General features: G+C 63.1%; 22 protein-coding genes and 2 tRNA genes. 15 read left to right on the top strand and 9 right to left on the bottom strand.

The window, feature by feature from the left end; all coding sequences use genetic code 11:
* The first annotated feature begins 41 nt into the window (after positions 1 to 41).
* From QM609_RS05935 to QM609_RS05945, 3 genes are read left to right on the top strand one after another with little or no spacing between them, the layout of a single operon-like run.
* A complete protein-coding gene (locus QM609_RS05935) occupies positions 42 to 563 on the top strand; it encodes a gluconokinase (protein ID WP_030535782.1) in 522 nt (173 codons plus the stop codon).
* Positions 560 to 1,342, top strand: coding sequence for an SDR family oxidoreductase (locus tag QM609_RS05940; RefSeq protein WP_007731708.1), 783 nt, complete (start codon positions 560 to 562; stop codon positions 1,340 to 1,342). The genes QM609_RS05935 and QM609_RS05940 overlap by 4 nt, the downstream gene beginning before the upstream one ends.
* Before the next feature lie 45 nt (positions 1,343 to 1,387).
* Positions 1,388 to 2,314 (top strand): D-isomer specific 2-hydroxyacid dehydrogenase family protein, encoded by a 927-nt coding sequence (locus QM609_RS05945; protein WP_047271509.1) that lies wholly within the window; start codon positions 1,388 to 1,390, stop codon positions 2,312 to 2,314.
* Here the strand turns inward: QM609_RS05945 and nac are convergent.
* Positions 2,308 to 3,231, bottom strand: a complete 924-nt coding sequence (gene nac, locus QM609_RS05950) for a nitrogen assimilation transcriptional regulator NAC (protein WP_030535780.1) — start codon at positions 3,229 to 3,231, stop codon at positions 2,308 to 2,310. The genes QM609_RS05945 and nac overlap by 7 nt on opposite strands.
* A gap of 191 nt (positions 3,232 to 3,422) precedes the next feature.
* Between nac and QM609_RS05955 the strand changes: the two genes are divergently transcribed.
* From QM609_RS05955 to QM609_RS05980, 6 genes are all read left to right on the top strand, one after another.
* The gene (locus QM609_RS05955; RefSeq protein ID WP_007731705.1) at positions 3,423 to 4,226 is read left to right on the top strand and encodes a LamB/YcsF family protein; all 804 of its coding nucleotides are present in this window, start codon (positions 3,423 to 3,425) and stop codon (positions 4,224 to 4,226) included.
* Positions 4,223 to 4,930 carry a 5-oxoprolinase subunit B family protein gene (locus tag QM609_RS05960; RefSeq protein WP_172403470.1) on the top strand — a complete coding sequence of 236 codons (708 nt, stop codon included), beginning with the start codon at positions 4,223 to 4,225 and terminating at the stop codon, positions 4,928 to 4,930. The genes QM609_RS05955 and QM609_RS05960 overlap by 4 nt, the downstream gene beginning before the upstream one ends.
* On the top strand, positions 4,923 to 5,996 hold the full coding sequence (locus QM609_RS05965; RefSeq protein ID WP_047271511.1) for a 5-oxoprolinase subunit C family protein: 1,074 nt from the start codon (positions 4,923 to 4,925) through the stop codon (positions 5,994 to 5,996). Before QM609_RS05960 ends, QM609_RS05965 begins: the two co-directional genes overlap by 8 nt.
* Positions 5,993 to 7,327 (top strand): MFS transporter, encoded by a 1,335-nt coding sequence (locus QM609_RS05970; RefSeq protein WP_047271513.1) that lies wholly within the window; start codon positions 5,993 to 5,995, stop codon positions 7,325 to 7,327. The genes QM609_RS05965 and QM609_RS05970 overlap by 4 nt, the downstream gene beginning before the upstream one ends.
* 95 nt (positions 7,328 to 7,422) lie before the next feature.
* Positions 7,423 to 8,178 carry an SDR family oxidoreductase gene (locus QM609_RS05975; RefSeq protein WP_007731698.1) on the top strand — a complete coding sequence of 252 codons (756 nt, stop codon included), beginning with the start codon at positions 7,423 to 7,425 and terminating at the stop codon, positions 8,176 to 8,178.
* A gap of 11 nt (positions 8,179 to 8,189) precedes the next feature.
* Positions 8,190 to 9,233, top strand: coding sequence for an L-idonate 5-dehydrogenase (locus QM609_RS05980; protein WP_283337140.1), 1,044 nt, complete (start codon positions 8,190 to 8,192; stop codon positions 9,231 to 9,233).
* A gap of 59 nt (positions 9,234 to 9,292) precedes the next feature.
* Here the strand turns inward: QM609_RS05980 and QM609_RS05985 are convergent, their stop codons facing one another.
* The 4 genes from QM609_RS05985 to QM609_RS06000 form a co-directional block, all read right to left on the bottom strand.
* Positions 9,293 to 9,961, bottom strand: coding sequence for a 4-carboxy-4-hydroxy-2-oxoadipate aldolase/oxaloacetate decarboxylase (locus QM609_RS05985; protein WP_007731695.1), 669 nt, complete (start codon positions 9,959 to 9,961; stop codon positions 9,293 to 9,295).
* A gap of 25 nt (positions 9,962 to 9,986) precedes the next feature.
* The gene (locus QM609_RS05990; protein ID WP_007731694.1) at positions 9,987 to 11,195 is read right to left on the bottom strand and encodes an aspartate transaminase; all 1,209 of its coding nucleotides are present in this window, start codon (positions 11,193 to 11,195) and stop codon (positions 9,987 to 9,989) included.
* A gap of 160 nt (positions 11,196 to 11,355) precedes the next feature.
* Complete coding sequence (locus QM609_RS05995) at positions 11,356 to 11,760, bottom strand: DUF4259 domain-containing protein (protein WP_042447698.1); 405 nt, start codon at positions 11,758 to 11,760, stop codon at positions 11,356 to 11,358.
* A gap of 25 nt (positions 11,761 to 11,785) precedes the next feature.
* Positions 11,786 to 12,406, bottom strand: coding sequence for a LysE family translocator (locus QM609_RS06000; RefSeq protein WP_047271517.1), 621 nt, complete (start codon positions 12,404 to 12,406; stop codon positions 11,786 to 11,788).
* Positions 12,407 to 12,805: 399 nt separating this feature from the next.
* Between QM609_RS06000 and QM609_RS06005 the strand changes: the two genes are divergently transcribed.
* Positions 12,806 to 13,816 (top strand): alpha/beta hydrolase, encoded by a 1,011-nt coding sequence (locus tag QM609_RS06005; protein ID WP_047271519.1) that lies wholly within the window; start codon positions 12,806 to 12,808, stop codon positions 13,814 to 13,816.
* An 8-nt stretch (positions 13,817 to 13,824) separates the two neighbouring features.
* Here QM609_RS06005 and QM609_RS06010 read toward each other — a convergent pair whose 3' ends face one another.
* The 3 genes from QM609_RS06010 to hisC form a co-directional block, all read right to left on the bottom strand.
* Complete coding sequence (locus tag QM609_RS06010; RefSeq protein WP_047271521.1) at positions 13,825 to 14,694, bottom strand: MYG1 family protein; 870 nt, start codon at positions 14,692 to 14,694, stop codon at positions 13,825 to 13,827.
* A 37-nt stretch (positions 14,695 to 14,731) separates the two neighbouring features.
* Positions 14,732 to 16,426 carry a bifunctional metallophosphatase/5'-nucleotidase gene (locus QM609_RS06015; protein WP_283337143.1) on the bottom strand — a complete coding sequence of 565 codons (1,695 nt, stop codon included), beginning with the start codon at positions 16,424 to 16,426 and terminating at the stop codon, positions 14,732 to 14,734.
* Between the two features lie 100 nt (positions 16,427 to 16,526).
* Positions 16,527 to 17,603, bottom strand: coding sequence for a histidinol-phosphate transaminase (gene hisC, locus QM609_RS06020; RefSeq protein WP_047271525.1), 1,077 nt, complete (start codon positions 17,601 to 17,603; stop codon positions 16,527 to 16,529).
* A gap of 61 nt (positions 17,604 to 17,664) precedes the next feature.
* Between hisC and QM609_RS06025 the strand changes: the two genes are divergently transcribed.
* The 5 genes from QM609_RS06025 to QM609_RS06045 all read left to right on the top strand — a co-directional run bounded on the left by QM609_RS06025 (position 17,665) and on the right by QM609_RS06045 (position 20,793).
* Positions 17,665 to 18,384, top strand: coding sequence for a dienelactone hydrolase family protein (locus QM609_RS06025; protein ID WP_003943860.1), 720 nt, complete (start codon positions 17,665 to 17,667; stop codon positions 18,382 to 18,384).
* Positions 18,385 to 18,480: 96 nt separating this feature from the next.
* Positions 18,481 to 18,572, top strand: a tRNA-Ser gene (locus QM609_RS06030).
* An 82-nt stretch (positions 18,573 to 18,654) separates the two neighbouring features.
* Positions 18,655 to 18,727 (top strand) — tRNA-Arg (locus QM609_RS06035).
* Between the two features lie 237 nt (positions 18,728 to 18,964).
* Complete coding sequence (locus tag QM609_RS06040; RefSeq protein WP_047271527.1) at positions 18,965 to 19,426, top strand: hypothetical protein; 462 nt, start codon at positions 18,965 to 18,967, stop codon at positions 19,424 to 19,426.
* Between the two features lie 188 nt (positions 19,427 to 19,614).
* Positions 19,615 to 20,793: a cation:proton antiporter gene (locus QM609_RS06045; RefSeq protein ID WP_047271529.1), complete on the top strand. Its 1,179-nt coding sequence runs from the start codon at positions 19,615 to 19,617 to the stop codon at positions 20,791 to 20,793.
* 73 nt (positions 20,794 to 20,866) lie between these two features.
* Here QM609_RS06045 and QM609_RS06050 read toward each other — a convergent pair whose 3' ends face one another.
* Complete coding sequence (locus QM609_RS06050) at positions 20,867 to 22,069, bottom strand: DUF6461 domain-containing protein (protein ID WP_047271531.1); 1,203 nt, start codon at positions 22,067 to 22,069, stop codon at positions 20,867 to 20,869.
* Between the last annotated feature and the right edge of the window lie 95 nt (positions 22,070 to 22,164).

Consider the following 22,164-nt stretch of genomic DNA (forward strand, 5'->3'; position numbering starts at 1 on the left):
CGAGTATTGTCTGGCCTTCGGTAGTCGGGCATGGTCGAAGCATGACCGTGCAGGTAGTTGTGATGGGTGTGGCCGGTGCTGGAAAAAGCACCGTGGCAGTGGGTCTCGCCACGTCTCTCGGGGCAGACTTCGTCGACGGTGACGATCTGCACCCCGAGTCCAATGTCGCCAAAATGCGTTCGGGGACACCGTTGACCGACGAAGACCGTGTGCCGTGGCTCGACGCGATCGCGGCCTGGCTTTCCGAGCGTGCCGATGCGGGACGAACAGGCGTCGTTGCCTGTTCGGCTCTGCGAAAGGACTATCGGGGCCGGTTGCGCCCGGACGGTCTCGACGTGCAGTTCGTCCACCTGGCCGGTGATTTCGAGACTATCTCCGCACGTATGCGTTTCCGCGCCGGGCACTTCATGCCGGAGAGTCTGCTCATCTCCCAGTTCGAGGCTCTCGAACCGCTTACAGACGACGAGCGCGGCATCACGCTGAATGTCGTCTCCGAACCGAGCACACTGGTGGGCGAGGCAGTCGACTACATCCATACATCTCAGAGGAGCGTCACAGCGTGAGTAGCACCGCAAGCCCCGGCCCGTTCGACATTTCCGGGAAGGTCGCGCTGGTGACGGGTTCGAGCCGAGGCATCGGCTCGGCCCTCGCGACTGGTCTCGCCGAGGCGGGTGCGGTGGTGGTGCTCAACAGCCGAAATTCCGACGTGCTCGAAGCCGAGCGTCGACGCATCGCCGACGCGACCGGCGCAACGGTGCACGCATACGCGTTCGACGTCACCGATTCGGCCGCCGTCCGGGATGCGGCGACACGCATCGAGGCGGAGGTCGGCCCGGTCGAGATCGTTGTCAACAACACCGGCGTGCAGCACCGCGCCCCGCTTCTCGAGTTCGGCGACGACGACTTCCGGCGTGTCATGGACACCAACCTGACCAGTGCGTTCTACGTCGGACGTGAATTCGCCCGCGGCATGGTCGAGCGCGGACACGGGAAGATCGTCAACATCTGCTCGGTGCAGAGCGAACTCGGCCGAGCGGGAATCGCACCGTACGCAGCCAGCAAGGGCGGGCTCAAGATGCTCACCCGCGGGATGTGCGCCGACTGGGCACCCTTCGGTTTGCAGATCAACGCGATCGCACCGGGATACTTCGACACCGAACTGACCTCTGCGCTGGTCAACGATCCGGAGTTCACCGCGTGGCTCGCCAAGCGGACACCCGCCGGACGTTGGGGCCGTACGGAGGAGCTGATCGGGTCGCTACTGTTCTTGGCCTCCCCGGCTTCGGATTTCGTCAACGGTCAGATCCTCTACGTCGACGGCGGAATGACGGCCGTCGTCTGATTGTCCGCTGTTAGATCGTCCGCTACTCGAACAGAAAGCACCCACATGACAGACGCCAGCGCCCCTCGCATCCACCTCGGTCCCGTCGAGGATCCTCACGTCGCCGACGGAATACGCCGAGCCGGTGGAGTTCTCGTTCCACTGGCAGACGCCGAGGGCGTCGTGTGGGTACACGGGCCGGAGACGTTCCCGTCGTCGCTACCCGATTCGGTTCGCTGGGTGCAGTTGCCGTTCGCCGGCATCGAGCCCTGGTTCGACGCCAAGGTGATCGACGACAAGCGGGTCTGGACGTCTGCTGCCGGAGCGTACGCGGGCAATGTTGCCGAACATACGATGATGCTTCTCCTCGCCGGAGTTCGTTCTCTCCCCGAACAATTGGCGGCGCAGTCGTGGCGCAAGGAAGAGTTCGACCCGCGGGTGGGCACTTTGCAGGGCTCGACAGTGGCGATCATCGGTTGCGGCGGAATCGGCCGTGCGTTGATCCCGTACCTCGCCGCGTCCAAAGTCAAGGTCATCGCGATCACCCGCTCCGGGACCCCTGTCGAGGGTGCTTCCGAAACGCTCTCGGCCGACCGCACCGGCGAAATCTGGTCCAAGGCAGATCACTTCGTGATCGCAGCACCGTCGACATCCGCGACGCGGCATCTGGTCGGCAAGGCCGAACTGGACCAGATGTCGGAGTCGAGCTGGATCGTGAACATCGCGCGTGGCTCCCTCGTCGACACGGACGCATTGGTCGACGCACTGGAAGCCGGTTCGATCGGCGGGGCGGCACTGGACGTCACCGATCCCGAGCCGTTGCCGGACGGGCATCGGTTGTGGAAGCTGCCCAACGCGATCATCACTCCACACGTCGCCAACCCGGCTACGACGCTCACCCGCGTCCTGGCAGATCACGTTGCAGCCAACGTCGCCCGATTCGCCGCAGGTGAGGACCTCGCCGCCGTGATCGATCCGTCGGCGGGCTACTGACCGCTCGCGTTGGTTCCCTTCACGTAATCGGCAACGACGGTGCGCAGAACATCGCGCACCGCCTCGGCCGGTTTGGAGAGGGGCTGATTGGCCGGGGTGCCAAGGGAGACATGCACTTCGATGCCCGGCTCGATGCGTCGTAGCTCGAGCGCTTCGACGTCCATGACCCTGCGGGCCACCGACCACGGCAGAACCGTCGCGCCCAATCCGGTGCGTACGGCCTCGGACAGCGTCATCACCGATTCCACTTCGGCCACGACGTTCGGTTGCTGCTCTGCACGGTCGAAAGCCTGCTCCACCACCTTGCGGATGGTGTGCATCCGACCCGGAAGCAATAGTGGCAGTTCGGCGATCTCGGGCAGGGAGATGTCGGATCCCGATTCGCCTGCCAGTCCGGTACCGAACGGGGCAACCACCACCAGCTCCTCGGTGAGCAAGCGTTCGAACGTCACACCCTTGATCGGGCCGGCGTCGTACAACAACGCCAGATCCATGCGACCGGTCATCATCGCTTCGCTGAGCACGCCACCGAAGTTCTCGTTGATGTGCAACAAGATATTCGGGTGCTGCTCGCGCACACGGGCCAAGAGCGGCAAGGCGATTGCCGTCGCGGTGCTGTACGGGGCGAGGCCGACCGAGACGCCACCCGCCAGCGCCCGTCCGACCACGGACACCTCGGCCTGGGCACTCTCCACCTGACGCAGAATCACCTGAGCATGCCGATAGAGTGCGTGCCCCGCATCGGTCGGCTCGACACCCTGTTTGCTGCGGATCAGAAGTTGCTGACCGAACTGCGTTTCCAGCGACGTCATCTGTTGGCTCAGGGCGGGTTGTGCGATGTGCAGGATGTCGGCGGCTCGGGTGATGCTGCCGGCATCGACAATTCGTACGAACGAGTAGAGCCTTCTCGTGTCCATGCTGTGCAAACTACCAGCTCAACGGACATATCGAATTCCGATCACCCCAACGCGAAACGGTATTAACAACCCTTTGGCGTTCCTGAGTAGCGTCCCAGAAACACCGAAGTCGACACACAGAACTTCGACAGTCGGACCAACCACGGGCAACGGCGCCCGTACGAACAAGTAAACGAACCGGAAGGACCGAAATGGCAACCAGCATCGATCTTGTCGCCGATCTCGGCGAAGGTTTCGGCACGTGGACCATGGGCGCCGACGATGCTCTGCTCGACACGCTGACTTCGGCCAACATCGCTTGCGGATTCCATGCAGGCGATCCACGAACCATGGATGCGACCGTGCGGGGGTGCGTATCGCGCGGTATCGGCATCGGCGCGCATCCGAGTTTTCCGGACCTCGCCGGATTCGGACGTCGCGCGATGGATCTCAGTGAGAACGAGGTCCGAACCGACGTGCTGTTCCAACTCGGCGCCCTTCACGCCTTTGCGGTCGCGAGCGGAACGTCGTTGTCGCACATCGCTCCCCACGGCAAGCTCGGGAATCTTGTTGCCGTACGCCAGGATTACGCGCGCGCCGTCGTCGATGCGGTCGCGGCCTTCGATCCGTCGTTGATCGTGCTCGCCCAGGACGGGGCGTTGGCCGACGAGGCGACTGCCCGCGGATTGAGCGTCGGCATCGTCGGAATCGCGGATCGCGCATACAACTCCGACGGAACTCTCGTGCCCCGCAGCGAGCCGGGAGCGGTGATTCACGACGTCGACGTTCTGGTCGAGCGGACCGTTCGGATGGTGGTCGAGGAAGTCGTCGAAGCTGTGGACGGCACGTTGATCCCGGTTGTCGCCGATACGGTCCTCGTGCACGGTGACAACCCCGGTGCCGTCGCGAACGCGAAGGCGATTCGCGCCGCGCTCGAGGCCGCCGGTGTCACCATTGCGCCGCTGACCCGGGTCGTGGCGTCACGGCGGGCCCGTGATGTCGGGTGTTCCGCGTGAAGACCTACGTCGCCGACTGCGGTGACGCCGCCGTTCGCGTCAGTGTCAGCGGCGGGACCGCCGAGCAGAACTGGAACACCGTTCGATCGATCGCTGCACGTTTCGATCTCGGTGCCGACGGCATCGTCAGCGTCATCCCGACATACGACGCCCTGCTGGTCGAGTTCGACAACCTCCTCACCGACCACGACGCCGTCCGCGGCCTGGTTCGCGAAGCAACGACTATCCCCCGACCGCTGGAAGGTGAACCTAGGACGTTCGAGATCCCCGTCGTCTACGGGGGCGAACACGGCCCGGACCTGGGTGATACAGCGCGGTTTCTCGGCGTCACCGAAGCCGAAGTGGTGCGCCTTCACTCCGCAGCCCCGTTGGTCATGCGTTGCTACGGCTCACCCGGCGGCGCCCCGATGCTCGACGGCCCGGCGTTCGGCCTTCCCATCCCGCGCCGATCGAGCCCGCGACCGCACGTCGCGGCCGGTTCCGTTGCGGTGGCCGGACGTCAGGCAGTCGTTTCGGCCAGGCCTGCGCCCGGCGGTTGGGCAGTGATCGGCCGGACCCCGCTCATCTTGGTCGATCCGGCGTCGGAGCAGATTTCTGCCTACCGCCCGGGCGATCTGTTCGTCTTCCGTGCGATCGACGCCGATCGCTGGGACGACTTCGACGGACGCTCGCTCCTGCCCGTAGGGGGTGATCCCCATGGCTGAGACCGTCACCGTCCTGACTCCCGGAATCAGCTCCGTCCAGGATTTGGGGCGTGGATCGGCGTCACAGTTCGGTCAGGCGACGGGCGGCGCAGCCGACCAGATCAGCGCGGAGATCGCCAACGCGTTGGTGGGTAGTAGGCGCGAGGCCCCGCTACTGGAGTTGACGGCCCTCGACTTTTCAGCGTCGGCGTCCACGGATCTGCTGATCGCCGTCACGGGTGCACCCGCAACGGTGACGGTGGACGGACATCGGCAACCGCAGTGGGAACCGATCGTCTGGCGAGCGGGTCAGCGGCTTGCCGTCACCGGAATCCACGACGGATTGCGCGTCTACGTCGCCGTCCACGGAGAGCTGACGGCCGACTACCTCCTGGGCAGCTGCGCTCCCGACCAGGTCCTCGGATTCGGCCGTCACTTGACCGCGGGGGAGATGCTGGTCGTCGACACCGACTGCCCGCCGATCGACCACCCGGTCTTCCGGCTACCGCTGTTCCGGTTGTTGCCCGACCGACCGTCCTTCGGCAACGTGTGGACGCTCGACGTGACCGACGGCCCCGACATCGACGACTTCGGGGAGAGTGCAGCCGCGCTGTTCGGCACCGAATTCGTGGTGGGCGATCAGAGCAATCACATCGGGCTTCGGCTGGCATCTACCGATGAGCAGCCGCTCCCACAGCGCACCGGCACCGGCGAGGTTCTCTCGCGCGGCGTCCCCATCGGTGCCGTCGAAGTACCCGCTGGCAACGAACTTCTGGTCCTGCATCGAGGTAGAGGCGTCACCGCCGGTTATCCGGTGCTGGCAGTCGTCACCACCGTTTCACTCTCACAGCTGGGACAGGCCCGACCCGGGCACCGCGTCCGATTCCGGAACTGCAGCGTCGCAACGGCGGTTGCAGAGCACCGCGAACAGCAGCACCGCATCGCCTTGCTGAGGCGGCGTGTGGAGAACGTATTCACCACCCTCCGGATACCTCTTCACACCTCGGAAGCCCGAGTACCGAGCCACGTCGGCACCACACGCCCCGCGAGCGCTCCGCGCCGCGCGTCTATTTTGGAGACAGCATGACCAACACCATCGAAGCGGTAGACGGCCAGGTAGCCGACCCGCGCAAGGTCCGGAAAGTCGTCGCAGCGGGCTGCGTCGGCATCTTCGTCGAGCTCTACGACAACGGTGTCTTCGCGTTCATGGCGACGGCACTGGCCATCGTGTTCTTCGACGTATCGAAGTCGAGCGACGCGCTGATGCTGGTGTTCGCCGGCTACGCGGTCTCGTTCTTCGTTCGACCCCTCGGCGCGGTGGTCTGCGGCATCCTCGGCGACCGGATCGGTCGACAGAAGATGTTGGTGTTCGTCATCATGCTGATCAGCGTGGCGACCGCCGGTATCGGCTTGCTGCCCACCTACGCGGCCATCGGTATCGCGGCACCGGCACTGCTGATCTTTCTGCGGATCGTGCAGGGATTCTCCGTCGGTGGTGAAGCTGCCGGCGCCATGACGTTCCTCGCCGAACACGCCCCGGAAGGCAAGCGCGGCTTGATCACGAGCTACGCGCAGATCGCGTCGTTCCTCGCACTGCTGACCGGAACGATGATCGCGTTTGCCATGTCGCCGTGGCTCAACGCCGACGCGATCAACGGCGGCGGACTCGCATCGTGGGCGTGGCGCATCCCGTTCCTCATGGCCATTCCGATGGGAATCATCGGCTGGTACATCCGCCGCGCGATCTCCGATACCCCGAACTTCGAGCGGCTCAAGGAATCCGGCGGTTTGTCGCGCAATCCGCTCAAGGAAGCATTCTCCACTCCCGAACACCGTCGCGCCATGATCCTCGCCCTGTTCATCCCCTTGATGAATGGTTCCGGCTACTACGTTCTGTTCTCGTACATGCCCACGTTCCTCAAAGGCGATCAGATCGGATTCTCGACCGGGACAGCGCTTCTCGTCACCGCATCCAGCCTGGTCGCGATCTGCTTCGCGATTCCGTTCATGGGTGCTCTCTCCGACCGGATCGGTCGCAAGAAGGTCATCGCCGGTGCAGCTGCGGCAATGGCGATCGGAGCGATCCCCTGCTATGCCATGATCGTGACCGGCAACGTCGGCCTCGCCGTTCTCGGTGCCTGCCTCATGGCAGTGATCTTCGCCGGGCACACAGCCGTCATCCACATCCTGATCGTCGAACTGTTCCCCACGCGGGTTCGCTACTCCGCCTACGGTTTGGGTTACAACATCTCGTCCGCACTCTTCGGTGGTACCGCACCGTTGTTGATGACCTGGTTGATCCCCGAATTCGGTATCTACGTTCCCGCCTTCTACGCGGTCATCACTGCAATCGGCACGCTGATCGCGGTCAGCACCATCACCGATCGCGCCCACGTTCCGCTACGCGACACTCTGTGACTTCTCGCGTGAGTCACTCCTGATCCGGCCCGGTGGCCGCCTGCAGTCCGCGGCGGCCGCCGGGTCATACCAATTTCTTCCTGTAGGAGCACACAATGCCTTTCTCCGATTACCGCACAGCTCTCGTCACCGGCGCCAACACCGGAATGGGTGCCGCCGTCACCGAGATGTTCACCAAGCGCGGACTGACGGTCTACGGCGTCGCCCGCAATGCCGACAAGCTCGGTGAGGTTGCCGATCGCACCGGAATGATCCCTCTGCCCGTGGACATCACCGACACCGCCGCGCTCGCCGAAGCTGTCGGCGGACTGGAGATCGACATCCTCGTCAACAACGCGGGGGTGTCCGCAACCGGAAACATTCTCGACGCCGAAGAAGCATCGGTCGACGCGATGGTGGACGTGAATCTTCGTGCAGTGCTGCACCTGTGCCGCATTCTGCTGCCGGGAATGGTGGAGCGCGATCTAGGTCATGTCGTCAACATCAGCTCCATCGCCGGCCTGTACAACTTCTACGGCCACACTGCCTACCACGCGACCAAGGCTGCGGTGCACCAGATTTCGCGCCAGCTGCGAAACGACTGCATCGGCAAGCGGATTCGAGTGACCGAGATCTGCCCTGGCCGGGTCGAGACCGAGATCTTCGGTCGCAACCTCGGCGGCACGCCCGAAGCCATGAAGGAAGCGTGGGAGACCTTCTACGAAGGCTACGAATCCATCACTACCAAGGACATCGCGGATACCATCGAGTTCGCGATCGACGCCCCTGGCCACGTCAATCTTGGTCTCATCGAGGTGCTCCCCACCTTCCAGGTGCCCGGTGGCCTCGACTTCATCCGTCGCAACGACTGAGAGAGCGCATCATGAGTTTTGTACTACCGGAAACGACGCTCGGAGTGGTGGCCCATGCGGCAGGTGACCTGCGGGTCGAGCATGTTGCGTTGACTGCGCCGACCGCCGAGCAGGCAGTGATCGAGATCGCTTACGGCGGTGTGTGTGGATCAGATCTGCACTACTGGACGCACGGCGCGGCGGGGGAGTCGATTCTGAAGGCACCGATGCTGCTCGGTCACGAGGTGGTCGGCACGGTCGTGACGGCCGCGGCGGACGGAACGGGGCCGGCAGTTGGAACTTCCGTGGCCGTACACCCCGCAACGCCCGGTGGGACCGCGCCTCGGTTCCCGAGCGATCGGCCCAACCTCTCGCCCTGCTGCACATACCTGGGAAGTGCAGCGCAGTACCCACACACCGAGGGCGCCTTCGTGAAATACGCAGTGCTCCCGACACGCATGCTCCGGGAACTGCCCGAGGGGTTGGACCTGCGGACTGCGTCGGTAGCCGAACCGGCAAGCGTTGCCTGGCACGCTGTTTCGCGAGCGGGAGACGTACGCGGGAAGAAGGCGCTGGTCGTCGGCTGCGGGCCCATCGGCGCACTGGTCGTGGCTGTGCTCAGACGAGCAGGCGCGCAGTCGATCACCGCGGTCGACGTGCACGACCTTCCGCTGCAGATCGCGTCGACGCTCGGTGCGGATCGGGTTCTCGAGGCCACCGACGCCGAGGCAGTCGCCGCATCCGATGCCGACGTGGTCGTCGAGTGCACCGGCAATCATCGCGGGCTCGAATCCGCTATTCGCGGGGCGACGCGCGGTGGACGGGTGGTCATGCTCGGGCTTCTTCCGTCCGGACCTCAACCGGTACACATTTCGCTGGCGATCATGCGAGAGTTGGAGTTGGTGGGCTCATTCCGCTTCAACGACGAAATCGACGAGGTGCTGCTCGCCCTCGCCGACGGTTCGCTTGCTGTCGATGCTGTTCTCACACACGAATATCCGGTCGAGGAAGCTCTGGAAGCTTTCGCAGTCGCCAAGGATGCTTCGGTGTCGGGGAAGGTGCTGTTGCGGTTCTGAGTCCTTCGACCCTGTGCGCCTTTATTAACCGCGGGCGGTTAATAAAGGCGCACAGCAGGTTATTCGACCACCAGGCCCTTGGCTTCCAGCAGGGCAGTCAGATTGCTCACCTCGAGTGGGGTCTCGCCCCGCTTGTAACGCTCGATGTACCCGGCTTCGGCTTCGTCACGGGCACGCGAGAGTTCGATTGCCTCGGCAACCTCCTCGCGGCGGACCACGACAACGCCGTCGCAGTCACCCTTGACGACGTCACCGGGATAAATGACCTGTTCTCCGAAGACCAGGGGATGGTTGATCGGGCCGAGAGATTCCTTGACGGTTCCCTCGATGTACACGTGCTTGGAGAAGACGGGGAATCCGAGTTCGCGGATCTCCCGGGTATCGCGCACTCCGCCGTCGGTGACCAGTGCGGTAATGCCGCGCGCAACACAGGCATTGGCGAGGACATCGCCGAACTGGCCGGCGGCTTGATCACCTGAAGAGACGATCAGGACGTCACCCGGCTGTGCGTAGCTGATCGCAACCTGCAGCATGAGGTTGTCACGGGGATGGCACTTGACTGTGAAGGCGGAGCCGCAGAACTTCATGTCGCGGTCGATCGGTTTGATCGCCGGATGCAGCGACCCCTTACGTCCCTGTGCCTCGTGAATCGTGGCCGCGGAGAACGTCCCCAGTTCGGCAATCAGGTCCTTGTCCGCGCGATCAATTTTCGTCTTGACGTGAATCATCTTGTACTCCAGAAAGTATGAAAGATCAGGAAAGGCGTTCGACTGCCGCGGCGATCTGTGCCGCGGCCTTTTCGAGGACAGCCTCGGAGGTGGCGAAGGAGATACGGAAGTACGGCGATGCGCCGTAAGCCGAACCCTGAATGGTGGCAACCGACGCCTCGTCGAGGAGATAGAGGACGAGATCCTGGTCGGACTCGATCACGGTGCCATCCGGGGTCTGCTTGCCGATCAAGCCGGCACAGTTGACGAACAGGTAGAACGCACCCTGCGGCACGACGGGCTCGAGCCCGGGGACAACACTGAGGAGGTGAGCCGAGAGGTCGCGTCGTCGTCGGTAACTTCGTACGGATTCGGTGAGGAAACTCTGGTCGCCGGTGAGGGCTTCCACGGCTGCGGCCTGGCTGATCGAGGACGGGCAGGAAGAACTCTGACCCTGCAGTTTGTTGACGGCGCCGATCAATCCGGAATTTCCGAGTCCGTATCCGAGTCGCCACCCGGTCATGGCATGAGACTTGGAGACTCCGTTGGTGACCAGTACCTGATCACGGAGGTGCGGAGCGACCTGCAGCAGACTCGGGATCGGAGCGTCGCCGAAGTTGATCTCGTCGTAGATCTCGTCGACCAACACACTGACATGGGGATTGGCCTCGATCACTTCGGCGAGGGCCTGCAGCTGCTCGCGGGTGTACACAGATCCGGTGGGGTTGCCCGGGGCATTGAGGATGACCCACTTGGTGTTCGAAGTGATTGCAGCGGATAGTGCTTCGGCTGTGAGAAGAAAGTTGTCGGACTCCTCGCACTGAACGATCACCGGAGTTCCGTCGTGAGCGAGGACCATATCCGGGTACGAAACCCAGTAAGGGGCGGGAACGATAACCTCGACGCCGGCTTCGACCGTCGCCATGAGAGCGAGGAAGATGACCTGTTTCGCGCCGCCGCCGACGGTGATCTGGTTGTCCGCGTACTGGATTCCGGTTCGCGAAGCCGCGCGTGCTGCGATTGCCTCGCGTAGAGCCGGGATGCCGTTGACTGCGGTGTACTTGGTCTGACCCGTGTTGATCGCAGTGATCGCCGCAGACTTGATGTTGTCGGGTGTGTCGAAATCGGGCTCCCCGACGGTCAGGTCGAGTATTTCACGGCCCTGGGCCTTCAGCTCGCGCACTCGTTGTGCGGCAGCCACACTCGGCGACTCCCTGATTCTGTCGACGCGCGCAGCCGGAACGAAAGTCGCCATGATGGTCTGCTCCTGGGTCCGGGGTGAGCGTGGATTCCCGTCGTCGACGAGCCACAGTTCTCACTCGGTGATCCGTTCGACCATAGGGTCCTACCAGGGCATCTGACCAAGACCGAACCGTTGTGGCCCGATAAGCAAACGTGATGGAGCGGCGACGGAATCAGACCGACAGAACGCGCAGATCCTCGAGACCGTCCACGACGGGAACGCGCCACGACGCAAGCTCTTCCGGTCCCTGCTCGTCCCACAGCTCGAACAGTTCCGAATCGGTCGATGCGATGGTGCGCTCCACCATTTCGATCAGCCAGGTGAGCCGTTCACTGGTCAGAGCCGAGGTGAAGGAGTCGAGATCGAGGTCTTGGGTGGCAGGGTCACGCTTGCGGTCGGCACGCACGATCAGTACCAATTCGAGCAAGGCGACGGCGATTTGACCGCCGTCGACCTCGAGGTAGTCGTCTTCGAATGCCCACTTCACCGATTCGAAGGTGAAATCACCGTGCCCGATGGACGCGATCAAATCCCCTGCACCGTCGTTCTCGAACGGTCCCGATCCCCACGCGCCCACTGTCTACTCTTTTCCGATTGCCGTGTCAGCGCGCTTCGAGCGCGATCTTCGCTCCGAATCCTAGAAGAACTGTTCCGGTTATGCGCTCGAGTGCCTGTCGCACTCGGGGCTTTTCGAAGGTGCTACGCGCTCGCGAGAGAAGGACCACGTAGCCACTGAGCCACACGATGGTGATGGCTGCGTGGATGAGCACCAGCAATGCAAGCGACGGTCCCGTCGGCCACCCGGCCGGAACCAACTGCGGCAACAGTCCGGTGTAGAAGACGGCGATCTTGGGGTTGAGCAGGTTGGTGGTGAAGCCCGTCTTCCATGTCCCGGCCTTCTGCGATCGTGGAGCGTCGGCATTGTGTTGCATCCGCGACGTCCGGCTCTCCCACAGTGCTCGCACACCGAGATAGATCAGGTAAGCCGCGCCGGCGAGCTTGACGACGGTGTACGCCTCCACCGACGCGGCCAGGATCGCCGACAGCCCGAGGACGGTCAACAGACCCCACACCAGAAGGCCCGAGACGATGCCGGCAGCTACCCGGAAACCGGCGGATCTGCCCGCGCCGAGAGCAGCCTGCGTCACGACGGCCATGTCGGGCCCGGGGACCAGAGTCAGTAGGGCGAGCACAGCTGTGGCGGCGAGCAGAGCGGTCAGCATGCAACAAGTATGAAGTCGGGGTGGGGAGCATTGTCGGCCGGTGGTGTCGGGCCTGTGAACAAAGAGTGGCGCGGCGGTGTGAACTGCATGGACACGCCCGGAAACCGGCGTCTCGCGAGCCCTGTTCGACAAAGTTATGCACACTGTGGGGAAACGAATCGTTGCAGGTAGAAGGAATAACTATGTTGTAATTCATCCTTTTGTCCACAGGTTATGCACAACTGGGAAGCGGATGTGAATGAAGTTATCCACACCTGTGTGTGCATCGGTGGAGAACTGTCCAACTCCATTGGATACCCGCGAGTAATAAATCCCAACCAGTGGGTTGACCCCGGGACGTTCGTCCTGTCCAATCGAGAGTCAGCGGTAGTCGTGCGATGCTCAGGGGGCGCTTGACGGATGCGGAGATTTGGGTTTGTCGGGATTGTGTTGGTCGTGCTCGCGCTTGTCGTGGGCGGAGTGGCGTATGCCGAACCGGCACCTGAAAACCCGCCAGGAGATTCGGCCGGTCAGGCCGGGGCTCATATCAATCGCATAGAGCAGTTGTCGCCCACACGCAGTGCCGTCTTCGTCGAGTCGCCGGCCATGCGGCGCGAGGTGCAAGTGCAGGTTCTGCATCCAGCGTCGAGCGCCGGTTCACGTCCGTCCTTCTATCTACTCGACGGAGTCAGTGCCGGTTCGGAATCCGGATACTCCGAGAGCACCTGGACCCAGAAGACCGACATCGAAACGTTTTTCGCCGACAAGAACGTCAACGTCGTTCTCCCCGTGGGCGGCACCGGCAGTTTCTACACCAACTGGAAGAACGACGATCCGAACCTCGGTGTGAACAAGTGGGAATCGTTTCTCGCAGAAGAACTTCCGACGTTGATCGATTCTGCGTTTTCCGGAAATGGGACGAACGTGGTCGGCGGGGTGTCCATGGGTGCGCTCGGCGCGGCCAACCTCATCACACATCACCCGAAGCTCTACACCGGATTGGCCTCGTACAGTGGCTGTCTCGACAACTCCGAATCGTCCTCGCAGGACTCCGTACGGCTCACCGTGGCCAGCAAGGCGGGCGACGCCACCAACATGTGGGGCCCGGCGTCGGACCCCGACTGGCAAAAGCACGACCCGTCCACCAACGCGGAAACGCTGCGTGGGAAGACGATCTACGTGTCCTCCGGTACAGGTGCGCCCGGAGAATACGACAACGTCTTCACCCTGAGTGGACTGCAGACTGCCATCGAAGGCGGACCGCTCGAGGCGCTCGCTAATACGTGCACACAACTGTTCGAAGCGAGGTTGGGGGAGTTGTCGATTCCCGCAGTGTTCGCGTATCGGAACGACGGCACCCATTCGTGGCCGTACTGGCAAGACGCGCTTCACGATTCCTGGCCGACGGTGAAGACGGCGCTGGGAATGTGAGCTGAGAACTACTCGGCCAGTGCCAGTTCGAGCAATTGGAGGGCGCCGTCACGGGTCTGCGCAGCCGCGATGAACCCGGCCTTGTGGCAGAAGACCGAACTGTCGACGCCCGTCTGGGCGGCAAGATCCGAGCCGTTCAGGCCGCGCCACGGCTCCGGCAACAGCTTTCGTGAACCGAACTTGGAGTCAGCAGGCTTGACCGTCTGAATCGACCAGCCGCCGTTGGTGTTCGGGAAGATGGTGAACAGCAGCTCTGGCTGGGCCGACGCGGCGCGGCCGTGGGGAACGAAGCGTTCCAGCACGACGAAGCGCGGATCCGTTGCTTTTTCGTAGGTCTCGGTGAACTCGCGCTCGGCCGCCGCGTCGCCGGCATACTTGGCGCGCAGGCGAATCAAGACCTGGGTTGCGAGAACGACGGCCAGCTCGAACTGGGTGTCGAACTCCTCGTCGGTGGACGAGATCGGATTGAAAAGGTCCAGCACGGACGACAGATCAAAAGGCTTGGTGCCGTAGTCGTTGAGGGTGTAGATCTCTTGGCCGTTGTCGACGGCGTCGATGCCCTCGACCAGTCGGCTGTCGATACGGCGGAACACGGAGGCGTCGCCTTCACAGAACTGCAGGCCGTATTCCTGCCAGAGCAGACCGAAGGCGGAGTACAGGATGCCGTTGCTGCGCTCGCCGGCATCACGCTGGTGATGGTCGAAGCGCCCCTCGGCCGGGTTGTAGCGACCGCCGACGTCGAGCACGATGTCCGCGCTGCCCAGGACGGACTCGTCACGGCTGCGAACGACGGTGGCGTCGGGGTACAGCTGCTTGAGCAGCGATACGCCGAAGACGTCGTCTGCATGGAACTTGCCGTTATGGGTCGCGATGATCACCCGTCGAGACTAGGCAATCGAGCGGGGGGATGCCTATTCAGCCGACGGTGCGGATGCGATCGGTGGCAGGCGGCGAGACCGGGGACCCGGCTGCGAACAGGGCAGTCAAGGCGTCGAGGTCGTTGCCCGCGCCGGTCATCTGGGTGGAGTTCTTCAGTGCGGTGAAACCGTCCCCGCCCTCGGCGAGGAACTTGTTCACCACGACGCTGTAGACGCCGTCGGGGGCGATGTCCTGCCCGTTCAAGCGCATTTCCGAGATTCGCGAGCCCGGCGCTGCTCGCCGGTCCATGGCGTAGGTGAAGCCCGCGGACGGGGAGAGGATGCGCTCGGTAGCGGTGCCGTCGAGGTCGATCTGGAATTGCTGTTCGAGAGCGTCCTTCAACACCGCTCCTGTGACGGAGAGCACCTCGAGGCTGTTACCGAAGGGTTGAACACCGTAGGCCTGGCGGTAGGTGACCTGGCCGGAAGTGCCGAAGTCCAAGTCCTCGCGCATGCCGCCGGGGTTCGTCAACGCTAGTTGGGCGCCTCGTGTCGATCCGGCGGCGAGTTGAGCGTCGGCGACCAGGTTGCCGAGTGTCGATTCGCCGCTGGGTACCCGGTCCCGTGTCAGATCGGCGGTGATGGTCCCCACCGGTCGCTGAGCGCTTTCCGATGCCTCCGACCAGGCTCGGTCGGCGAGCGCCTGAATATCGGGATCCGGCGAAATATCGTGTGTCACTATCTGATTGAACGCGGACGTCTGATCGCGAACGACCTCGCGGGTGTTGCGATCGATGGTGACGTCTGCGACGGACACGATCCGGCCGTGCGAAGCGCCCTGCATCACGACTCTGGGATTGCCTGCGGGATCAGGGAATTCGCAGTTGTACTGCTGGTGGCTGTCGGCGGTGAAGATGACGTCCACCTTCGGTGACGCACGAAGGGCGATGTCGCGGGCCGGCCCGGACTCGACGTTGCAGTCGTTGGGCCCACCTTCGACGGCCGGTTCGTCCCCACGGTGCAGGAGGACGGTGATGGCTTTGACGCCGAAGAAGTCGAGGACGTCGGCGGTGCGGTTGATCGCTTCGACCTCGTCGCCGAACTGCAGATCGGCGATCCCACCCGGTGTCACGATCTGCGACGTGTTGGCGGGGGATATCGCGATGACTCCGAGCGGAATGCCGTCGACCATGTTCACGGTGAAGGGCAGCGTGGCCGGGGTGCCGTTGGTGTACGTCATGTTCGCGGCCATCAGCGGGAAGTTGGCGCCGCCGAAGGACGGACTGAACGTGCACGCATCGACGGCGGAGCAACCGCCGGACTGCATGCGTCGGAACTCGGCGAGCCCTTTGTCCAGTTCGTGGTTGCCGATCGCGGAAGCGTCGATCTTCATCCGGTTCAGGAGTTCGACCGTCGGTTCGTCGTTGAACATCGCCGACTCGAGCGCCGACGATCCCCAGTTGTCACCGACCGAATACAGCAGCGAGTTGGTGGCTTGGCTGCGAAGTTGCGTCACGTAGGCCGCGAGATACGCCGCGCCACCTGCGGGAGTGAGCGAGCCGTCGGCCTGCCTGATCTCGCTGCGAACACCTTCCGGCGGGCGGAGACTGCCGTGCAGATCGTTGAACGCCAACAGACGTACCGACACCGTGTCCTGGGACTCTGCGTTGGCGACGCCACTCAGGGAGGTCGCGGTGGTGGCGAGAAGGGTCGTTGCGAGCACGGCACACGTTCGTGTCATGCGTCGCGTCATGCGTCGTGCTCCCTCGCTCGGACCGGCTTCGAACCTCCCTGAGTGTGCCCGTCTGCCGAAACGAATTCCAGTCCCCGGCGTAACAGTTATGTATCGAGTGTCACGCGGTGACGCCGATGCCCGCGGCCTGCTTCGCGACGTCGGTGTCAGCGAAAGCGAGGAATGCGTCGTTCTCGTGTGGATCGCCGATGGTCATCCGGACGCCCTCGACGCCGTACTGGCGGATCAGAATGCCCGCTTCGGTACTCGCCTCGGCAAAAGCGGGAGAGAGTTCTCCGAGGGGGAGATAGACGAAGTTCGCCGACGACTCGGGGACGGTGTACCCGGCTTCGATCAGAGCGGTTCGAACTCGCGTCCGCTCGGTGATGACACCTTCGGTGCGGGCAAGCAGTTCGTCTGCTGCAGCCAGGGAAGCGATTGCGGCGGCCTGCGCGACAGCGCTCACGGTGAACGGGGTGTGCACCTTGCCGAGGGCCACGATGATCTCCGGATCCGCGACCGCGTAACCCACGCGGATTCCCGCGAGGCCGTACGCCTTCGAGAAGGTGCGCAGAACAACCACGTTGGGGCGGCTGCGGAACAGCTCGATGCCGTCGGCGTCCGAGCGTGAGTATTCGAAGTACGCCTCGTCGAGTGCGACGACGACGTGCGCCGGGACCGCGTCGAGGAAGCTCTCGAGCTCTGCCTTCGACAGTGCATTGCCGGTCGGGTTGTTGGGGTTGCATACGAAGATCAACCGCGTGCGATCCGTGATCGCGGCCAGCATCGCGTCGAGGTCGTGGCCGAAGTCCTCGGTCAGCGGAACCTTGACCGAGACGGCATGGCCGACCTGGGTGACCACGGGGTACGCCTCGAACGAACGCCACGCGTAGATGACCTCGTCACCCTGATCGCACGTGATCTGCACGAGTTCCTGGCACAGTGTCACGGAGCCGCAACCAGCGGCGACGTTGGCCGGCTCGACTTTCAAGAAGCTGGCCAGCGCCTCGATGAGTGCAACCGCGGCATTGTCCGGGTAGCGGTTGGCATTGGCGACCGCGTCGGCGACGGCGTCACGCACACCGGGCAACGGCCCTACTGTCGTTTCGTTGCTCGCCAGCTTGATCGCACCCGGAAAATTGCGTCCGGGAACGTAGGCGGGGATGGAGGCGAGGTCAGGGCGAATGTGTGCGGTCACGAGTCGATTATGCGCGCACTGATTTGGTGCGTAGCGGCCGTCTGCGTGTCAGAGTTAGAAGATGTCGGAAATCTTCCGAGCCACCGCGTATCTGCGCGGAGCCGAAGGGGAGGTCGCCACGGCTGTTCCGCTGACCGTGGTGGAGCCGGACGGCCCGACGCGGGGCGGGATCGTCGTCCTGCATGAAGCCCGGAAGTTCAGCCCGGCTCTGCTGAATCTGATGTGCGCGCTTGCCGGCGAAGGGTGGGTGAGCGTCGCACCTCACCTGTTTCACCGCGAACCCGAACACATGCAGGGTGAGGTGTTCGGTGACAACCTCTTCGCCGACTTCGACGCGACCCTCGATTGGCTCGTCGGACGCGAAGTTCTCGCAGACACTATCGGGGTGCTCGGATTCGACGACGCCGGTACCGCCGCGATGCTCGTGGCCACCAGCCGTCCGGTCGGCGCCGCGGTGAGCGTCGCCGCCCGGGGAATCGTCGAAGCCTTGTCGGTGGATGCTCAGGCGCTTGTCGACGCGGCCACTTCCCTGCAGGCGCCGTGGCTGGCGCTGTACGGCGAGGACGATCCCAGCACGCCTCGCGAACACGTGACTCTGCTCCGGGAAGCGACCGCGAAGGCCGACGTCGCGACACTGGTGGTCAGCTACGCCGGACTGGCTCACCGGGCGGACGAGCCGCCACAGCTGTCCGAGGACGCTGACCTCGACGACCCTGATTCGGCCTCGATCATCGAAGCTCAGACCCGGATCTTCGACTGGTTCGACAGCCACCTGCGGTAAGTCCACAAAACAGTCCGCTGACCACACGTTTTGCCTTTGGTGGCGAAGGGTGTGTAATCTTTCGATCCGGCGGTCCGAAAGGATCGGAACCCCCAGGGAGGCGTGCCAGAGCGGCCGAATGGGACTCACTGCTAATGAGTTGTCCCTTTTACGAGGGACCGGAGGTTCAAATCCTCTCGCCTCCGCCAAGCCGGTGATTTTGACCGGCGGGTTAGAAATGATAGAAAGTACGACGGTAAGACACGCAAGACCAGCAAGACAACAGAACATGCGCCCGTAGCTCAACGGATAGAGCACTTGACTACGGATCAAGAGGTTAGGGGTTCGAATCCCTTCGGGCGCACAAAAGGAAGCCCCTCACCAGTAGAGATGCCGGTGAGGGGCTTTCTTGTATGCAAGTGTCCTTTCATGGCGACGTTGGTCACATCTTGACCCGTTTGGCGGCTGACCAGACCTGACCTCCGAATTGACGTTCTCGATCCTCGTATCGCGCCGCGGTGTCTCGGGCGGGCGGCTCGCGACTCTCGGGACTGCGCCAAATCGCCATTTAGCGGTCCGATCGGTCTGGTATGCATTGCTGATGAATCGGACTATCTCGGTTGTGCTCGTGATTGGTGTTGCGGTCGGAGCTCTAGTTGGGTGTTCGGGTAAGTCCGACACTGTTGTAGTTTCATCGACGCAGTCGGCCTCGTCATCCGCAGCGACGACGATTGAGGCCGCACCGCAGCGTGGCGATCAAACGCAGGAGGGCTTGGAGGCCGCGCTGGACGAGCAGTGGGCACTCGCGCAGAGTGCGGACTGGGCTGGGATCTATGATTTCAGTTCGCCTCGTTGCCAGGTTCAATACTCGGTTGAAGAGTTTGTGGCAGCGCTCGACGACGCGTACGCGGATCGGGATTTCAGCGGGACGCCCGAGTATCTGATCAACATGAACGGTGACTCGGTAGCGACCGTTGTCATCAAGGCTCCGGACGGCAAGAGTCCGATGACGCCGGGGACATGGAGTTACATCAACGGTTCTTGGTACGACGACGACTGCTAGGCCGATCCTGCGGGCGAAGCTGTGGGATCCGTCGACGTGGCCCGCATCCGATGAGGTGCCGAGTCTGCGCGACATGATGGCGGAGCGACACAGCCTGCGCGTCGAGGACCTCGAACCCGCCAGACAAGAGGCGTACCGCAAGTACCTGTACTGAGCGCAGATCCGTCACCTATGTCCGATAATGATCCGTGCCTTCAATTGCCTCATCGCTGTTCTGGATCGCGCTGATCGCGGCCATCGCGCCGATAGTCGCGGGCCTGATCCCGCGTCGACTGGTTCCCGAAGTGGTGTTGCTACTGGTCGCGGGCGCAGTGGTCGGGCCGTTCGCCCTCAACATCGCAGCTGACAGCGAAGCGATCGGCATCCTGCGCGAACTCGGCCTCGGCATGCTGTTCCTGCTCGCCGGCTACGAGATCGACCGACAGGAACTCAGTGGGCGCGGCGGACGTCGAGCGCTCTACACGTGGCTGTTCTGCCTCGCGCTGGCGTTCACGGTGGTCGCGCTGCTTGGCATGAGGAACGTGATCTCCGCCGAAGCCGCTGTTGCCATCGCGATGACGTCGACCGCTCTGGGCACGCTGCTGCCGATCCTCAAGGACAACAAACTCCTCGACACACGCTTGGGTAAGACCGTCCTCAACCACGGGGCCGTCGGCGAGCTCGGGCCGGTCGTCGCGATGGCGGTGCTGCTGAGTGCCCGTGGTGCCGTACTGTCGCTGATCGTTCTTGCCGTCTTCGCCTTGATCGCTGTCATCGTTGCGGTGCTGCCCGGCAAGCTGATTCACGAAGGCTCGTGGACACATCGCCTGGTGCGGGCAGGGGCGGACACGACGGCGCAGACGACGGTCCGCCTCACCGTTCTGTTGTTGGTCAGCCTCGGAGTGCTGTCGGCTGTGTTCTCACTCGACGTCATTCTCGGTGCATTTGCGGCCGGCTTCATCCTGCGGCGATTGATGCCAGAGGGCGACGAGCGCCTCGAGATCAAGCTCGACGGGATCGCCTTCGGGTTCCTCATCCCGATTTTCTTCATCACTTCAGGCATGGCGATCGACGTCTCGGCGGTCGCCGCCAGTCCCGGCATACTGATTGCGTTTTTGATCCTGATCGTTGTAGTCCGCGGCGTGCCGGTGTTCTTCGTGACCAAGTTCGAGAAGGTCGAACCACCCTTCACCACGCGCGAAAGTGCGCAAGTCGCGTTGTACGGGGCTACCGGCCTGCCCATGATCGTGGCGGTCACGGGCGCGGCCGTCGACGCGCATCAGATGTCCTCGGACAACGCGTCGATTCTTGTCGCGGCCGGGGCGATCACGGTTCTGCTGTTGCCGATGATTGCCACTCTGTTGACGAAGAAAGAGAAAGTGTCCTGATTCAGAGATCCAACTGCTCGTCGAGCCGGTCGAACATCCGCTGATCCGTCAGACGCCTCGCTTGCTTCGATTATCAGGGGCCGGAGAAAAAGCCGTCGTCGACGTCGATACCGGTTTCCAGCGCCGATATCTCATGGCTGCCCGTTCGGTCGGCCCACCGCAAAGGGATCCCGGTTTCCGCGTCGAACGCCACCGTGGCATCACGGCCGGCCCAATCCGGTGGCATCGCGAATTCCCACGCTCTCCGCCCGTCGACCTCTACTTCCCGCCCTGTCGTGTCGGGTGGGCGTAGGTCGGCGAAACGTGTGTACGGCCAGGTTCTGTGTATCTGGAGAAGTTGTTCGATATGGATGTCGAGACTGTATCCGCCGTTTCGTCGTTCGAGGACCCCGTCGGTGCGGAACCACGTCTGCTTCTGTCGGTTCTGCAGAAACAGCACTCCCTGCTCGTCTTCGAGACGGATGCAGGTGCGCGGCTTGAACCAGAATTCGAGTCGCACGGAGGGACGACCGCCGGGGGGTCGCCCGCGGAACATCACCCCATGTAGCGGAATCCGTTCCGCCGCTTTGTAACGTCGCGCTACCTCGCTCCACGCAGCGGGCGACTTTCGCGGAGAAGCCTCAGATGGCACATCTGCCGAGGGGGACTGTCCTGACTTGGGGACAACGGCCACCATAAATTGGCCTTCCACGAATAGTGAGGCGGAGACTGCGACGCCGGTGATCTGCTCGGCGAGAGCAAAGGCGCCCTCCAACGCATGCTCACCTGCATAGCCTTGGGCGTCATCGTCGATTCCGATTCCGCCGACATCGAGAATCAAATCCACCATCCGATCGTCCCCGACCACCGGGCTGGATCCGAAGAGTTCGAATTCAGCCACGCGTGTGCCGTTCGACCACCAGATGAACTGGCTGTCGGCATTGACGCTGAGATAGTGCGAAGCCACCTCGCGATCGGATAGAAGGGGCCGCATCAATTCTTCGGAGATAGCGAAGGAACCGCCGTTGATCTGCATCAACAGTGTGCTGTCGTCGCCCACCGCCGCGACTGCGACTACCTGCCCAGCCCCGGCTGTCTCGGGCTGTTCAGTGAGATCGGACATCACCTCGCCGAGTTCGGCGATCCCGATTGCCTCCGATTGTGTGTTCTCGTCGGCGCCGAGGGCACTCAACACCTGTGCGGGAGTGGACCGAGGGATGAGTGCAGCGCAGTACCCGAGAGACAGGCTCGTGTTGAGGTACTGCTGAATCCACACATAGTCGTGATAGGTAGGCACACTCGCACGCTTCCACAGATCGATACCCGACGAATGCCGAACTCCATCGAGCGCACAGCAAATACGCCATCATTCGATCGTTGATTCGAGGGCCT

It is taken from the genome of Rhodococcus sp. IEGM 1302 (genome assembly GCF_030056935.1).
Classification (GTDB): domain Bacteria; phylum Actinomycetota; class Actinomycetes; order Mycobacteriales; family Mycobacteriaceae; genus Rhodococcus_F; species Rhodococcus_F qingshengii.

Coding starts and splice junctions, on each gene's coding strand:
- QM609_RS06040 (WP_047271527.1), top strand. CDS start 18,965: ATGAATCGGACTATCTCGGTTGTGCTCGTGATTGGTGTTGCGGTCGGA.
- QM609_RS06025 (WP_003943860.1), top strand. CDS start 17,665: ATGTCGGAAATCTTCCGAGCCACCGCGTATCTGCGCGGAGCCGAAGGG.
- QM609_RS05980 (WP_283337140.1), top strand. CDS start 8,190: ATGAGTTTTGTACTACCGGAAACGACGCTCGGAGTGGTGGCCCATGCG.
- nac (WP_030535780.1), bottom strand. CDS start 3,231: ATGGACACGAGAAGGCTCTACTCGTTCGTACGAATTGTCGATGCCGGC.
- QM609_RS05935 (WP_030535782.1), top strand. CDS start 42: ATGACCGTGCAGGTAGTTGTGATGGGTGTGGCCGGTGCTGGAAAAAGC.
- QM609_RS06005 (WP_047271519.1), top strand. CDS start 12,806: ATGCGGAGATTTGGGTTTGTCGGGATTGTGTTGGTCGTGCTCGCGCTT.
- QM609_RS05970 (WP_047271513.1), top strand. CDS start 5,993: ATGACCAACACCATCGAAGCGGTAGACGGCCAGGTAGCCGACCCGCGC.
- QM609_RS05955 (WP_007731705.1), top strand. CDS start 3,423: ATGGCAACCAGCATCGATCTTGTCGCCGATCTCGGCGAAGGTTTCGGC.
- QM609_RS05945 (WP_047271509.1), top strand. CDS start 1,388: ATGACAGACGCCAGCGCCCCTCGCATCCACCTCGGTCCCGTCGAGGAT.
- QM609_RS05990 (WP_007731694.1), bottom strand. CDS start 11,195: ATGGCGACTTTCGTTCCGGCTGCGCGCGTCGACAGAATCAGGGAGTCG.
- QM609_RS05965 (WP_047271511.1), top strand. CDS start 4,923: ATGGCTGAGACCGTCACCGTCCTGACTCCCGGAATCAGCTCCGTCCAG.
- QM609_RS06015 (WP_283337143.1), bottom strand. CDS start 16,426: ATGACGCGACGCATGACACGAACGTGTGCCGTGCTCGCAACGACCCTT.
- QM609_RS05975 (WP_007731698.1), top strand. CDS start 7,423: ATGCCTTTCTCCGATTACCGCACAGCTCTCGTCACCGGCGCCAACACC.
- QM609_RS06000 (WP_047271517.1), bottom strand. CDS start 12,406: ATGCTGACCGCTCTGCTCGCCGCCACAGCTGTGCTCGCCCTACTGACT.
- QM609_RS05985 (WP_007731695.1), bottom strand. CDS start 9,961: ATGATTCACGTCAAGACGAAAATTGATCGCGCGGACAAGGACCTGATT.